At 38.3% G+C, this 13966-nt stretch carries 16 protein-coding genes; 12 read left to right on the plus strand and 4 right to left on the minus strand.

Annotated features, from left to right (window positions below):
• Positions 1–35: 35 nt before the first annotated feature.
• Entirely contained in the window at positions 36–800 is a 765-nt protein-coding gene (locus V7138_RS05040) for a tRNA threonylcarbamoyladenosine dehydratase (RefSeq protein ID WP_335394655.1), read from the plus strand.
• Between the two features lie 28 nt (positions 801–828).
• Here V7138_RS05040 and V7138_RS05045 read toward each other — a convergent pair whose 3' ends face one another.
• Positions 829–1500: an RsfA family transcriptional regulator gene (locus V7138_RS05045; RefSeq protein ID WP_335394656.1), complete on the minus strand. Its 672-nt coding sequence runs from the start codon at positions 1498–1500 to the stop codon at positions 829–831.
• Between the two features lie 284 nt (positions 1501–1784).
• On the opposite strand from V7138_RS05045, the gene V7138_RS05050 reads away from it, so the two are divergent.
• Both V7138_RS05050 and V7138_RS05055 read left to right on the plus strand, forming a co-directional pair.
• Positions 1785–2705, plus strand: coding sequence for an ABC transporter ATP-binding protein (locus V7138_RS05050; protein WP_335394657.1), 921 nt, complete (start codon positions 1785–1787; stop codon positions 2703–2705).
• Positions 2692–3648 carry an ABC transporter permease gene (locus V7138_RS05055; RefSeq protein ID WP_438824311.1) on the plus strand — a complete coding sequence of 319 codons (957 nt, stop codon included), beginning with the start codon at positions 2692–2694 and terminating at the stop codon, positions 3646–3648. The genes V7138_RS05050 and V7138_RS05055 overlap by 14 nt, the downstream gene beginning before the upstream one ends.
• A gap of 27 nt (positions 3649–3675) precedes the next feature.
• Here the strand turns inward: V7138_RS05055 and V7138_RS05060 are convergent, their stop codons facing one another.
• Positions 3676–4977 carry a replication-associated recombination protein A gene (locus V7138_RS05060; RefSeq protein WP_438824312.1) on the minus strand — a complete coding sequence of 434 codons (1302 nt, stop codon included), beginning with the start codon at positions 4975–4977 and terminating at the stop codon, positions 3676–3678.
• Positions 4978–5145: 168 nt separating this feature from the next.
• Here V7138_RS05060 and V7138_RS05065 point away from each other — a divergent pair, with 168 nt between their 5' ends.
• The 9 genes from V7138_RS05065 to V7138_RS05105 all read left to right on the plus strand — a co-directional run bounded on the left by V7138_RS05065 (position 5146) and on the right by V7138_RS05105 (position 12677).
• Positions 5146–5817, plus strand: coding sequence for a YczE/YyaS/YitT family protein (locus V7138_RS05065; protein WP_335394659.1), 672 nt, complete (start codon positions 5146–5148; stop codon positions 5815–5817).
• A gap of 12 nt (positions 5818–5829) precedes the next feature.
• The gene (cymR, locus tag V7138_RS05070; RefSeq protein WP_335394660.1) at positions 5830–6243 is read left to right on the plus strand and encodes a cysteine metabolism transcriptional regulator CymR; all 414 of its coding nucleotides are present in this window, start codon (positions 5830–5832) and stop codon (positions 6241–6243) included.
• A 51-nt stretch (positions 6244–6294) separates the two neighbouring features.
• A complete protein-coding gene (locus V7138_RS05075; RefSeq protein WP_335394661.1) occupies positions 6295–7437 on the plus strand; it encodes a cysteine desulfurase family protein in 1143 nt (380 codons plus the stop codon).
• 11 nt (positions 7438–7448) lie between these two features.
• Positions 7449–8561, plus strand: a complete 1113-nt coding sequence (gene mnmA, locus V7138_RS05080; protein ID WP_335394662.1) for a tRNA 2-thiouridine(34) synthase MnmA — start codon at positions 7449–7451, stop codon at positions 8559–8561.
• 75 nt (positions 8562–8636) lie between these two features.
• Positions 8637–9299, plus strand: coding sequence for a tetratricopeptide repeat protein (locus V7138_RS05085; protein WP_335394663.1), 663 nt, complete (start codon positions 8637–8639; stop codon positions 9297–9299).
• Between the two features lie 20 nt (positions 9300–9319).
• On the plus strand, positions 9320–11722 hold the full coding sequence (gene recD2, locus V7138_RS05090; protein ID WP_335394664.1) for an SF1B family DNA helicase RecD2: 2403 nt from the start codon (positions 9320–9322) through the stop codon (positions 11720–11722).
• A 105-nt stretch (positions 11723–11827) separates the two neighbouring features.
• Positions 11828–12307, plus strand: a complete 480-nt coding sequence (locus V7138_RS05095; RefSeq protein ID WP_335394665.1) for a PRC-barrel domain-containing protein — start codon at positions 11828–11830, stop codon at positions 12305–12307.
• 26 nt (positions 12308–12333) lie between these two features.
• Entirely contained in the window at positions 12334–12522 is a 189-nt protein-coding gene (locus V7138_RS05100) for a hypothetical protein (protein ID WP_010678234.1), read from the plus strand.
• Positions 12523–12545: 23 nt separating this feature from the next.
• Entirely contained in the window at positions 12546–12677 is a 132-nt protein-coding gene (locus tag V7138_RS05105) for a YrzQ family protein (RefSeq protein ID WP_335394666.1), read from the plus strand.
• Between the two features lie 317 nt (positions 12678–12994).
• Here V7138_RS05105 and V7138_RS05110 read toward each other — a convergent pair whose 3' ends face one another.
• Entirely contained in the window at positions 12995–13615 is a 621-nt protein-coding gene (locus V7138_RS05110; RefSeq protein ID WP_335394667.1) for a hypothetical protein, read from the minus strand.
• A 66-nt stretch (positions 13616–13681) separates the two neighbouring features.
• Positions 13682–13924, minus strand: a complete 243-nt coding sequence (locus tag V7138_RS05115) for an NERD domain-containing protein (RefSeq protein WP_335394668.1) — start codon at positions 13922–13924, stop codon at positions 13682–13684.
• Positions 13925–13966: the final 42 nt, after the last annotated feature.

Raw genomic sequence — 13966 nt, forward strand, 5'->3', positions numbered from 1 at the left:
CTACGATGAAATTGATACCTTATGGAGTTGAAGAGATGTTACACCAATTTTCACGAAACGAATTAGCAGTAGGTAAAAATGGCGTTGAAATCCTTAAAAATAGTACAGTTGCCGTTCTGGGAGTCGGGGGAGTCGGGTCCTTCTCGGTTGAAGCACTTGCCCGATCTGGAGTAGGACGCTTAATACTTGTTGATAAGGACAATGTAGATATTACCAATATTAATCGACAACTGCCTGCTTTACTTTCCACAGTTGGTCAGTCAAAAGTAGACATTATGAAAGACCGTATTGCAGACATAAACCCTGAATGTGAAGTAATCGCACTTAAAATGTTTTATACAGAGGAAACATATGAGGAATTTTTCAGCTATAACTTAGACTTTGTCATCGATGCCTCTGACACAATTATGTATAAAATACATCTTATGAAGGAATGTTTAAAACGAAATATTCCAATCATTTCAAGTATGGGAGCAGCAAATAAAATGGACCCAACTCGTTTTATGATTGCAGATATTTCCAAAACTCACACTGATCCAATCGCTAAGGTCATTCGGACGAAATTACGAAAAGAGGGAATTCGTAAAGGAATTCCTGTCGTATTCTCTGATGAAAGTCCAATTGTGATTCGCGAAGATATTCGTCAGGAAATTACGGATGAAAATGCTAAAATTCGTAAGGCAAAAATGCCGCCATCCTCAAATGCATTTGTTCCATCTACATGTGGACTTATTATGGCAAGCTATGTAGTCCGCGAATTACTAAAAGACATCAAGATCAAAAGAGTAAAGGACGAATAGAAAAACGTGGCCATTGCGGCCACGTTTTCTATTTTGCCAATTGCTCAAGATTTCCGTTTTTATCCATACGGAAAGCAGGGGAGTTACGGTCATCAGAATCTTCAAACATGACCAGACGTCTTGCACGATCCATTATTTGTACCAGTGCTTGGTAGTCTTCTTGAATGATAGTCTGTTGGTCAGATAATTTTTCTAACTTCTTCTCAAGCTCTTTTGTTTGTTGTCTTAACGATTCATTTTCTCGACGTAAGCGATTGTTCTCCATCTCCAACTGGTTTGACAGAAGATCATGACGTCGTAAGGACGATAAGAAAGATATGCAATCTTCAAGCGTAATGGAGTTTGATGATGGGATGAGTTCCGCCGACACCTCTTCCACATACACAGGTGTAGATGTTTCTTCGACAACCATTTCCTTTATTACTGGTTTTTCAGTCGTTACCGTATTTTCTTTGTTCATTCTTTCTAATGCTCTTTTTCGTGCTTTTCTTTGTTTTTTGGCAATGGCAATGGCCTGTTCATAATTATTGCGAACTTCCGCATTCCATCTGAACCCACATGCTGCTGAGGTACGATTTAATTTATCGCCTACTTCATCGAATGCCGCTAATTGTGTTCCACCCTCGCGAATGTACCGTAAAACCGTTTCAGCTAATAAGAGATCATCCTCATGAGACCATGCGTCTTGTCTAACTTTCATATAACCAACTCCCTATTAATTAAAATGATAGATTTTTTCTTTATATCTAGCATGACCATGTTAAATTTGTTTTATACATTACTAGTTTTAGGAAAATAGGAAATACTCCTAAAGGCATATCATGACTGCAAGTTGCAATGTAAAAAGGATGTAAAGTTTTCTCACAACCTAAAAAAATGGGAACTTTTTCATTTATAATACGTAAGTAGTAATATCGCATAATCCGGAAAATGTGAACGAGATTCACGAGACACGAATCTCACAAACTGTAAGGAGGAGAAAATGTGCAGCCAGTTTTACAATTGAAAAACGTTAAAAAGACAATTGGTAGGAAAGATATTATTAAAGGAATTACCTTCGATGTCTATTCAGGAGAAGTTTTTGGTTTTTTAGGACCAAATGGTGCCGGTAAAACGACTACGATTAGAATGCTTGTAGGACTCATGTCTATCACAGACGGTGAAGTCATTATTAAAGGAACAAACATAGCAAAGAATTTTGAACAAGCTGTTCAGCATATTGGGGGCATTGTTGAAAACCCAGAAATGTATAAATTTTTAACAGGCTATCAAAACCTTGTTCACTATGCAAGGATGGTACAAGGGGTAACTAAAGAAAGAATTCATGAAGTGGCTGAACTTGTTGGTCTTGGAAAAAGAATCAATGATAAAGTCAAAACATACTCACTAGGGATGCGTCAGCGTTTAGGGGTTGCCCAGGCGTTATTGCATAACCCTTCGATTTTGATTTTAGATGAACCTACCAACGGATTAGATCCTGCTGGCATTCGTGAGGTTCGTGATTATATTCGGAAGCTTGCACAAGAGCAAGGTCTGGCTGTAATTGTATCAAGCCATTTGCTTTCCGAAATGGAAATGATGTGTGACCGCATTGGGATTATTCAAGATGGCAGATTAGTGGGTGTACAAAAGGTTACTGAATTTGTGAATGAAGAAGCTACTATTCGGGTTCAATTTCAAGTAGGTCAAATAGAAAAAGCTTTATCGATTCTATCAGCTGAATATCCAAAGCTTGAAGTGATACAGACGGATAAAGGAATTGAGATTCTTACGGATCAGGAAATGATTCCACAAATAAATGCTAGTCTTGTAAAAAATGAGATTCACGTGTTTGGAATTGCACAACTTTCAAAATCGTTAGAAGATCGATTCTTAGAGGTAACAGGAGGTAGTGGAATTGGGTAATTTCTTCAAACTTATTCAGAATGAAAATATGAAAATTTACCGTCGGGTTTCAACTTGGATCATGCTTGTAATCCTGATTGGAGCTGCACTTGTTGTGGGGATTGTCACGAATATAACTGCTTCTGATTCTGTAGATGAAAATTGGAAACAAAACCTGCAACAACAAAATGAATCGTTCAAAGCAGATATAGAGAATGAATCTATACCAAAAATGGCAAGGGATACCATTGAAAAAGAACTAGCTATTAATGAATACCGTATCGAACATGATATAGCACCAACAAATGATAGATCGATTTGGACCTATATGGGATATGCAGCGGAAATTGTTTCGTTAATTACCTTATTTACAATTGTAGTCGGTGCAAGCAGTGTTGCATCAGAATTTACATGGGGAACAATAAAGTTATTGTTAATCCGGCCCGTATCAAGAGCAAAGATTCTTTTATCTAAATATTTAGCAACCATCTTGTTTGCGTTATTTTCATTAGTTCTACTCTTTGTTGTTTCATTCATTATAGGAAGTATCTTCTTCGGTAGCGGAGATTCCATACCACACCTCGTTTATAGAGATGGTGCAGTACATGAGGTTCTTATGGTTTCTCATATTTTAGGGGTTTTTGGATTAAAATCCATTAATTTAATCATGATGTCCACATTTGCATTTATGATTTCAACCATTTTTAGAAACAGTGGTCTTGCTATTGGGTTAGCGATCTTCTTAATGTTTGCTGGGGTAAATGCAACTGCCCTCTTGGCAATGAAATTTGATTGGGCAAAATACATCCTGTTTGCGAATACAGATCTATCCCAATACCTAACTGGATATGTTTTAGTTGAAGGAATGACAATGCAATTTTCAATTGTCATGCTAATCATTTATTTTGTTATTTTCAATGCACTTACATGGTTCGTGTTTACGAAACGTGATGTAGCTGCTTAAAGAAAAGGGGGAAGAAATAGTAGAAATCTATTTCTCCCCCTCTTTTTGTAGTTGCTCTAGCCGGTAGTATACTTTTGAAAAATATTTTTCTTGTCCATTTTGTTTCGGTTTGAAGTATTTTCTATTTTTCAATAGATCCGGTAAGTATTGCTGCTTTACCCAACTATTTGGGTAGTCATGTGGATATAGATAACCAATTCCGTGGCCAAGTTCTTTTGCACCACTATAATGTGCATCCCTGAGGTGATCAGGAATCTCTCCGATATTTCCTTTTCTAATATCCTCAATCGCCTTATCGAGCGATCGATATGCACTGTTTGTTTTTGGTGATAAGCATTGTTCAATCACGACATTCGCTAACGGAATTCGTGCTTCAGGTAATCCGAGTCGTTCGACCGCTTGACAAGCGGCTACAGTATGAACCCCAACCTCGGGTGCAGCGATTGAAATATCTTCATAAGCAATGACTGTAAGTCGTCTGCAAATCGAAACTAAATCCCCACCTTCAATTAGTCTTGCTAAATAATGCAGAGCAGCGTTAACATCGCTGCCACGGATGCTTTTTTGAAGACAAGATAACAGTGAATAATGAAGGTCTCCATCTTTATCATGAGAAAAGCCTTTATTTTCTACACATTCCTGTACAAGCTCTATCTCTATTTCAACGATGTCACTATCTCTTGATTTTGAAGCCAACACGACGTCTTCTAACACATTCATTGCAGAACGTGCATCCCCCTTTGTGGATGATGAGATTAAGTCAATTGCCTCTTCAGATATTGAAATTTGCAAATGGCCGAGACCCCGTTCTGAATCTCCTAAGGCACGCTTGATTAATTCCTTTATATCCTCTTTTGTTAGTGGTCGCAGTTCTTTAATCTGTCCACATCTGCTCCGAATCGCCGGATTGACATCGTGAAACGGATTTTCCGTGGTCGCTCCAATTAATGAAATCAAACCTCGCTCAACATGAGGAAGTAAATAATCCTGTTGTGCTTTGTTAAAACGATGGACCTCATCGATAAAAAGAATTAATTTACCTTCCGTTTTTGCAATTGATACGGCATCCTCAATATCTTTTTTTCCTGCAGTTGTTGCGTTGATGGAGATGAAGGGCATATCAACGGTACCTGCAATTGCCGTAGCAATCGATGTTTTTCCAATTCCAGGCTCACCATAGAGTAAGATGGATGGAACATGTCCATTCATAATCATTTTATATAACGCTGTTTCCTTGCCGATAATATGTTTCTGACCAAGAATTTCTTCAATATGTCTTGGCCGCATTCGATACGATAAAGGTGCTTCGATTAGTGATTCAAAAAGCAAAAGATTCATCCCCTTACCCAACAATTCAAAGTGATATTCCAACTTTATCATACGTTTCCAATTGATAAAATTCAAATGCAAAGCAATTTATGATATAATGTCGTGATTAGAAGAAAATGAAATTAAATGATTTACAGCAGTGTGAGACAGAAGAGACGGAGTGAGAGAATGCGAGCACAGACTAGTTTTAGCCATCATATGTTAAAATGGTCAACGTTTTTTATTGGATTATTAATTATGTCTTTGGGGATTGTCATGATTATAAAAGCAGACTTAGGTGCTTCTCCTTGGGACGTTTTACATATTGGGCTCTATAAACAAATCGGTCTTACCATCGGTTCCTGGTCGATTATTGTCGGCTTTTTTATTTTGTTTCTTTCCTCCTTTTTATTGAAGCGACTACCTCAACTCGGTGCTTTTTTAAATATGATTTCGGTTGGTGTTTTTATTGATATGTTCATGATGGTACCGTTCCTTGTTACACCTGATACTTTTATCGGAAAATTCATCATGTTACTATTAGGACTTCTTATTAATGGATATGGTATGGGGATTTACATCTCTGCCATGGCCGGCGCTGGCCCAAGAGATAGTTTAATGTTAGCACTAACTGAACTTACGAAGTGGAAAGTGCAATATATTCGTTCAGGAATGGAAATTATTGTTTTAACGATTGGTTGGTTATTAGGAGGTCCTGTTTTTGTTGGAACCTTGGTATATTGTGTAGGAATTGGCTATATTGCAGGATTTGCATTGCCACAATGTCAAAGAATGCATGATAGATTAATACGAAAACTGGATAAAACACCAGTGATTGAAGTGAATCATTTTAGTAATTAGGAGTGTATGAGTATGAAAATATCAACAAAAGGCAGATATGGTCTAACAATCATGATTGAACTCGCAAAGAATCATGGAAAAGGACCTATTTCATTAAAATCGATTGCAGCAAAACATGAGCTTTCAGAACATTATCTTGAACAATTAATTGCTCCTTTACGTAATGCGGGCTTGGTAAAAAGCATTCGCGGTGCTTATGGAGGGTATATCCTTGGAGACGAACCTACAAAAATCACAGCAGGTGACGTGATTCTCGTTCTAGAAGGACCGATAAGTCCTGTAGAGGTTTTAGAGGATGAAGAACCGGCAAAAAGGGAATTATGGATAAGAATTCGAGATGCAGTTAAAGAAGTATTAGACAGTACAACTCTTGAAGACCTGGCAAGCTATAGTGATGGCAACGATGCATATATGTTTTATATCTGATGAAAATATGCAATAATCTTATAGTTACTTTTTAAAAAGGAGGGCGCATTGATGCAACATATTTATTTAGATCATGCAGCTACATCGCCCATGCACCCCGATGTTGTGGAGAGTATGCTTCCATATATGACAGAAGTTTTTGGCAACCCATCAAGCATTCATTATTTTGGTCGAAAAGGTCGACACGCTGTTGATGAAGCGAGACAATCAATAGCTGATAGCATCCATGCAAAATCAAATGAGATTGTTTTTACTAGCGGGGGCACTGAAGCAGATAATTTAGCAATAATGGGAACTGCCTATGCGATGAAAGGCAAAGGCAAACATATTATTACGTCTGCAATCGAACACCACGCTGTACTTCATACGTGTGAACACCTTGAAAAACAAGGCTTTACAGTGACATATTTACCAGTAAACCAGGCTGGTCTTGTTTCGATTAAGGATGTTGAAGCGGCCCTTACAGAAGAAACGATTCTTGTCACGATTATGTTTGGCAATAATGAAGTCGGCTCACTTCAGCCAATTAAGGAAATTGGCGAACTTCTTCAAGACCATCAGGCAATATTTCATACAGATGCCGTCCAAGCATACGGATTGGTTGATATAGATGTTAATGAATACAAAATTGATCTTCTCTCAGTTTCAGCTCATAAAATCAATGGTCCAAAAGGAACCGGATTTTTATTTATGAGAGAAGGTAATAAGGTGGCGCCACTACAATTCGGTGGTGAACAAGAAAAGAAACGCCGTGCTGGAACGGAAAATGTAGCAGGTATTATCGGTCTGCAAGCCGCCGTCCAATTAGCAAAGCAAACACTAAATCAAAAAAATAGGCTTTACCAGGAATTTAAACAGATTTTTGTGTCTGTCTTACAGGAACAAAATATCATGTTTGAAGTGAATGGTGATCTATCAAAATCATTGCCTCATGTATTAAATATATATTTTCCGGGAACGAATGTTGAATCTATGCTGGTCAACCTTGACTTAGCTGGGATTGCTGCATCAAGCGGGTCTGCATGTACGGCAGGTTCGATCGACCCATCACATGTGCTTGTAGCGATGTTTGGAAAAGACTCTGACCGAATCACGTCATCGATTCGTTTTAGCTTCGGTCTTGGAAATACCTTAGATGAGATAAGAACGGCAGCATTAGAAACAGCAAAAATTGTTAACCGATTAACGAAATAGGAGGTGGAGGCATGAAAGATCCAAAAGATACCCGTGTAGTTGTAGGGATGTCTGGTGGAGTAGACTCATCTGTTGCTGCGCTTTTACTAAAAGAGCAAGGCTATGATGTTATCGGTATTTTTATGAAAAACTGGGATGATACTGATGAAAATGGCGTTTGTACAGCAACAGAAGACTATGAAGACGTCATCCGTGTCTGCAACCAAATTGGCATTCCCTATTATGCGGTCAATTTCGAAAAACAATATTGGGATAAAGTGTTCACCTACTTTTTGGACGAGTATAAAGCAGGCAGAACCCCAAACCCTGATGTGATGTGTAACAAAGAAATCAAATTTAAAGCCTTTTTAGAGCATGCCTTAACACTTGGTGCGGATTATTTAGCGACGGGACACTATGCTCGGGTTGAATACAGAGACGGAGAATATAAAATGCTCCGCGGAATTGATGAAAATAAGGATCAAACCTATTTTCTAAATCAACTTACACAGGAACAGCTTTCGAAAGTTATGTTTCCAATCGGAAATATTGAAAAACCAAAAGTACGTGAGCTTGCAAAAGAAGCAAATCTGGCGACCGCTACAAAAAAAGATAGTACGGGGATTTGCTTTATCGGCGAACGGAATTTTAAAGAATTCCTTGGCAACTATTTACCTGCTCAACCTGGAGATATGGTGACTTTTTCAGGAGAAGTAAAGGGTAAGCATGACGGTTTAATGTATTACACAATTGGACAACGTCACGGTCTTGGCATTGGTGGAAGTGGTGAACCATGGTTTGCAATTGGGAAAGACCTTAAGAAAAATATTTTGTATGTTGACCAAGGCTTTCACAATGAATACCTCTATTCTGATTCCATTTTAGCCACAAATGTAAGCTGGGTATCAGATCACAAACCAGAACAAGATGTTAAATGTACAGCTAAGTTCCGATATCGCCAAGAGGATAATCCTGTTACAGTGAAAAAGGTTGATGAAAATACAGTGCAAGTTATTTTCGATAAGCCAATCAGGGCTGTTACACCGGGTCAAGCAGTAGTCTTCTATAATGGGGACGAATGTCTTGGCGGAGCGACAATTGATAAAGTCTTTAAAGATGGTGAACGACTAACTTATGTTGGGTAATGAAACCTCAACTCTATATTTAGAGTTGGGGTTTTCCTGTGTTATAATATGTACTGCACAAAGGAGTGAGTATAATTGGATTTAAATAAACAAGGTATTGAATATATGCAAGAAGGAAAATACGAAGAAGCAGCGAAATGCTTTTCGCAAGCGATTGAAGCAAACCCTAAAGAACCTATTTTCTATATTAATTTTGGTAATCTTTTAGCAGCAGTAGGTGATCCTGAAAGAGCAATTGCATTTTTTAACAAAGCACTGGGGCTTGATGAGGGAGCGGGAACTGCTTATTACGGAATCGGCAGCCTGCTTTACAATCAGGATGATTTTATTAAAGCGAAGGATATGTTTGAAAAAGCTCTAAAAGCTGGGGTTGATAATAGTGATACATATTTTATGCTTGGAATGACCTTGATCCAGTTAGGTCAACCAAAGCTTGCATTGCCCTATATGAAACGTGCAGTTGAGTTGAACGAAAAGGATGTAGATGCTTTATTCCAATATGGACTTTGTCTTGCAGGAGAATCCGTTATAGATGAAGCCATTTCAACATTTAAGCATGTAATTGAATTAGAGCCTGAGCACTCTGATGCCTACTACAATTTAGGAGTGGCTTATGCAGGTTTTAAAAATGATCACGAAAAAGCACTCGACATGTTTGAAAAAGCTTTAGCCATTCAACCAGATCATATGCTAGCTGCTAATGGAAAGAAAATAGTCAGTGAAGCAATAAGCGAATAAACGATGGGGAGGGAATACTTATGGAACAACAGGAATCTTTAGATTTATTTAGTGAACAACGTAAATATATGAAGGGCACTCATTTAGTTACCATTTTTCATAATGAACAAAATTTATATTCTGTTGTTCGCATCAGGCTTCAAGAAACAAACGAAGACTATAATGAAAAAGAAGCAGTTGTAACGGGGTATTTCCCTCGCATTCACGAAAATGAAACCTATATTTTTTTCGGTCGCTTAAAGGAGCACCCACGATTCGGGATCCAGTTCCACGTCGAACAATTTCAAAAAGAAATCCCCCATACAAAACAAGGAATCGTCCAGTATCTTTCAAGTGATCTTTTTAAAGGAATCGGGAAAAAGACCGCAGAAAAAATAGTCGAGACCCTTGGAGAAGGAGCAATCTCAAAAATTATCGCAAATCCAGCTGTCTTGCAGGAGGTTGATAAGCTTTCTGCAGAGAAAGCAAAGGAAATATACGATACCCTTCAAGAGCACCAAGGTCTCGAACAAATCATGATTGGTCTTTCTCAATATGGATTTGGTCCTCAACTTTCGATGAGAATTTATCAAATATATAAAGAGCAAACACTTGAAATCCTTCAACACAGTCCGTATAAATTGGTCGAGGACATTGAAGGTGTAGGGTTTGGACGAGCCGATGAACTAGGCCGTCAATTAGGAATCTCCGGTAACCACCCAGACCGAATCAAAGCTGGTTGTTTATACATACTTGAACAAGACTCATTACAGGACGGACATGTCTATCTCTCAGTAGAAGATTTGATTGTTCGTGTCCAACAATTGTTAGAACAAAATAGCCGAGAAGATATTAATGCGACCGATATTTCAAAGGAAATGATCAGCTTGACCGAAGAAAGTAAGCTGGTCATTGAAGAGGACAAGGTTTATCTTCCATCCCTTTATTTTTCCGAAAAAGGACTTGTTACAAATATTAAACGTGTCATGGAACAAACCGAATACGAAGATATTTTTCCAGAATCAGAATTTTTGTTGGCACTTGGTGCGCTAGAGGAAAGGATTAATGTCCAATATGCACCTTCACAAAAAGATGCCATACAAAAAGCATTAATGTCACCTATGCTCCTTTTAACCGGTGGACCTGGTACAGGAAAAACGACTGTCATTAAAGGAATTGTTGAATTATACGGAGAATTGCATGGCTGCTCATTGGACCCAAAGGATTATAATTCTGAAAATCCATTTCCAGTTGTGTTAGTTGCCCCAACTGGACGTGCAGCAAAAAGAATGAGTGAATCAACCGGTCTACCTGCTGTCACAATCCACAGGCTATTAGGCTGGAACGGTGTTGAAGGCTTTAGCCATGATGAGGACAATCCAATCAATGGGAAACTACTAATTGTCGACGAAGTTTCAATGGTTGATACTTGGTTAGCCAATCAATTATTCAAATCACTGCCAGAGCATATCCAAGTAATCCTGGTTGGTGATGAAGACCAGCTGCCATCAGTCGGACCTGGGCAGGTTTTAAAGGATTTATTGGCCTCAGACGTTTTACCAACAGTACGGCTAACAGACATTTATCGCCAATCTGAAGGCTCATCGATTATTGAGTTAGCTCATGATATTAAAAAAGGTAACCTACCACCAGACATTTCGGCACCTAAAAAAGACCGATCCTTTTTAAAATGTTATCAAAATCAGGTCCTTGAGGTTGTCAGACAGGTTTCGGATAATGCGAAAAAGAAGGGGTTTTCTGTCAGAGACATTCAAGTTTTGGCACCGATGTATCGTGGCCCTGCAGGGATTGACAGTTTGAATGTAATGCTGCAGGAGCTTTTTAACCCGCCTGTCCACGGCAAACGAGAAATCAAGTACGGGGATATCGTTTATCGCAGAGGCGATAAAGTGCTCCAACTAGTCAACCAGCCCGAAAACAATGTTTTCAATGGAGATATTGGTGAAATCGAATCGATTTTTTATGCTAAAGAAAATACCGAAAAACAAGACATGGTTGTGATTAATTTTGAAGGTAATGAAGTGACCTATACAAAACAAGATTTAAATCAAATCACGCACGCCTATTGTTGTTCGATTCATAAATCCCAAGGTAGTGAATTTCCAATCGTGATTTTACCGATTGTGAAAGGGTATTATCGGATGTTACGCCGAAATTTAATCTATACGGCGATTACAAGAGCGAAAAACTTTTTAATTCTCTGTGGGGAAGAAGATGCTTTACGACAAGGTGTCCAACGTGCAAATGATACAAACCGTCAAACAACTTTATGTGAAAAATTAAAATCCACCTTTGGTGTTATGGAGGATGGCGTTGTATCTGTACCTGAGGAGGCTATGTCCTACTATGATATGCTTTTTCAAACGGATCCAAATATTGGAATGGCGGGTATTTCTCCATATGATTACATGGAGGCTGAGTAAAAGTCGGGAACATCCCCGGCTTTTTTGTTTTGGAAACTCTTGTACAGTATGCCTACTTGCCTGAAAGTAAATGATAAGTAATGTTCGGAAAGGTGGCGATTATCTTTGCGGACATTCTCATTACTCAAGGATTTACCGATTTATGATGAAAATTCTGCCGAGGTACTTGGCCGGGTTGCTGATTTATGTATCACATCAGATGGCAAGGTGAATGCCCTGATTATGAAAGGAAAAGGACTATTTGAACGAGAACGAGTAGTCCCTATCCAATCCATTTCCTCCATTGGAGATGATGGTATCATGGTTTCGGACGTCCAAATGCTGGAGCGTCTGGATAACGAAGCTGATACACCCACCTATTTTTTACACACTCATCATGGATTATTCCGAAAGCCTTTATTGTCTTCAGAAGGACAAAAATTAGGCTTACTTGAAGATGTATATTTTACCGAAGAAGTGGGCACGATTATAGGGTATGAAGTAACGGATGGCTTTTTTGCTGATATTACCGAAGGAAAAAAAGTTGTCAAAACTGAAAAGCCTTTAAAAATTGGCGAAGATGTCATCGTCGTATATCTGAATTAGGAATTCCATGATGTGAGGTGTACCCTGTGAAGTGCCCAAATTGTAAAAGTAAGGATATCGGTAAAATTGGGGTTAACCAATATTACTGCTGGGGATGTTTTATTGAACTATCTGTAAATAAAGGACAAATATTCACACACCAGGTAGAGGAAGATGGCACACTCAGTTCGTTGGATGATCTGTTTGCTGAGGACGATAGAAGGATCAGTATGTAATCCTAAACAAGGAGTGAGAGGTTATGAATAAAACAATGACATCTCTAATCACAATGGGTCTAGGTGCTGCGGCATACGGGATTATGCAAAGAACAGATGTTATGTCTGCCCGTAACATGAAAAAAATGCGAAAACGCATTGCAAGAATGTTTTAATATGTATGATGGAAAAAACCCCACGGTTGTGGGGTTTTTTGAATTAGTTGTAAAAAAAGACATCTGATTGGATAAAGTTAGGAGAGTGAAAGCGAGGTGAGGGCAGGAAGAGGTCCTCGGTTGGATAAAACTAGGAGAGTGAGAGGTAGGTGAGGGGAGAAAGAGGTACTCAACTGGATAAAATTGGATAATGAGAACTAGGTAACACCAAAAAGTTCTAAATTGAACTAACAAATGCAAATAATATACATAACAAAAGGAGAAGGCTAACTGATAGAACCACCAGAAAGCCCTCATTTCAAGAAAAAACATTAAAATTATTTCTTCACCTTATCTACATAATAAGAACCCCTACCAAACAAAACCAGATCAAAATGCTTGGACAGTACTTTTTGAATCGTCCTTTTAGATTTTATTACTTTACACCAATTAAAAATAACATCCAAAGTTAATCGCATTTTAGGAAAAAGAAGTCTAAACTCCTCGATACTCCTTAATAGTGCTGACTCTTTAGTCTCAACAAAGCTACATTTTTTACATATCAAAGTATGGCTATTTGTTTCTTCAAGATCAAGGCATCCACACCCACGCCAACAAACAATCCCTTTCTCCAGTTCCTCATATGTATACGCTGGCAATCGCGAATATGGATTCTCTGTTAGATGCAGCTTGGCTAATTTTTCTACAAATCGCACATGTCTCGCAGAAAGTTTAGAAGAAGTGCCTGGCCCTAATTTCTTTAAAAAACGAGGAAGTTGAGCATGAAATACAAACGGTGCTTTAATTGGAGCTTCATATAGATAAAACGCTGGGTTAATAAAAATAACTTGAGCTTCCACGGCAAATGTATACTTTAGTTCATGTAGGAGTTGTCGAAACAATGATTCACTGCGGGTTATTTGAATGAGTGGATCTTTGATTTCTATTCCGTTAATCATGTGCAAACGGTCATCTTTGATGAAATAATCGCCTTCGTTATTTTTAATTTCAAAGATGTTTATTTTCTATTCTGTGATGAGTAGGGAGTCGATTTGAAATAAAGTGTTGTTCACTTTCAGGAGAAGGTTGTTTAAAATGAGGCATTCGTTTGGAAGACTGTAAAGCAATTGATCAAATTGTTTTTCACCGAGCCAGCCTTTTTCAATGTAAGCAAAATTGGTCTCGTCTTCACTTTCAAGTTTCTTACGGACCCGTAAAAAGCGGAATAGCTCTAGTTCTTTGTTTTCACCACGTGGTTTAATAATCAAAAACTACCACATCCTTTCAGCAACATTTTACAAAACAATCTG

Origin of the sequence: Bacillus sp. JJ1533, from assembly GCF_036965045.1 — a bacterium.
Taxonomy (GTDB): domain Bacteria; phylum Bacillota; class Bacilli; order Bacillales; family Bacillaceae_L; genus Ferdinandcohnia.

Excerpts from the sequence above, each read along its gene's own strand:
- recD2 (WP_335394664.1), top strand. The coding sequence starts at position 9,320 with ATGGAACAACAGGAATCTTTAGATTTATTTAGTGAACAACGTAAATAT.
- mnmA (WP_335394662.1), top strand. The coding sequence starts at position 7,449 with ATGAAAGATCCAAAAGATACCCGTGTAGTTGTAGGGATGTCTGGTGGA.
- V7138_RS05105 (WP_335394666.1), top strand. The coding sequence starts at position 12,546 with ATGAATAAAACAATGACATCTCTAATCACAATGGGTCTAGGTGCTGCG.
- V7138_RS05065 (WP_335394659.1), top strand. The coding sequence starts at position 5,146 with ATGCGAGCACAGACTAGTTTTAGCCATCATATGTTAAAATGGTCAACG.
- cymR (WP_335394660.1), top strand. The coding sequence starts at position 5,830 with ATGAAAATATCAACAAAAGGCAGATATGGTCTAACAATCATGATTGAA.
- V7138_RS05075 (WP_335394661.1), top strand. The coding sequence starts at position 6,295 with ATGCAACATATTTATTTAGATCATGCAGCTACATCGCCCATGCACCCC.
- V7138_RS05040 (WP_335394655.1), top strand. The coding sequence starts at position 36 with ATGTTACACCAATTTTCACGAAACGAATTAGCAGTAGGTAAAAATGGC.
- V7138_RS05045 (WP_335394656.1), bottom strand. The coding sequence starts at position 1,500 with ATGAAAGTTAGACAAGACGCATGGTCTCATGAGGATGATCTCTTATTA.
- V7138_RS05110 (WP_335394667.1), bottom strand. The coding sequence starts at position 13,615 with ATGATTAACGGAATAGAAATCAAAGATCCACTCATTCAAATAACCCGC.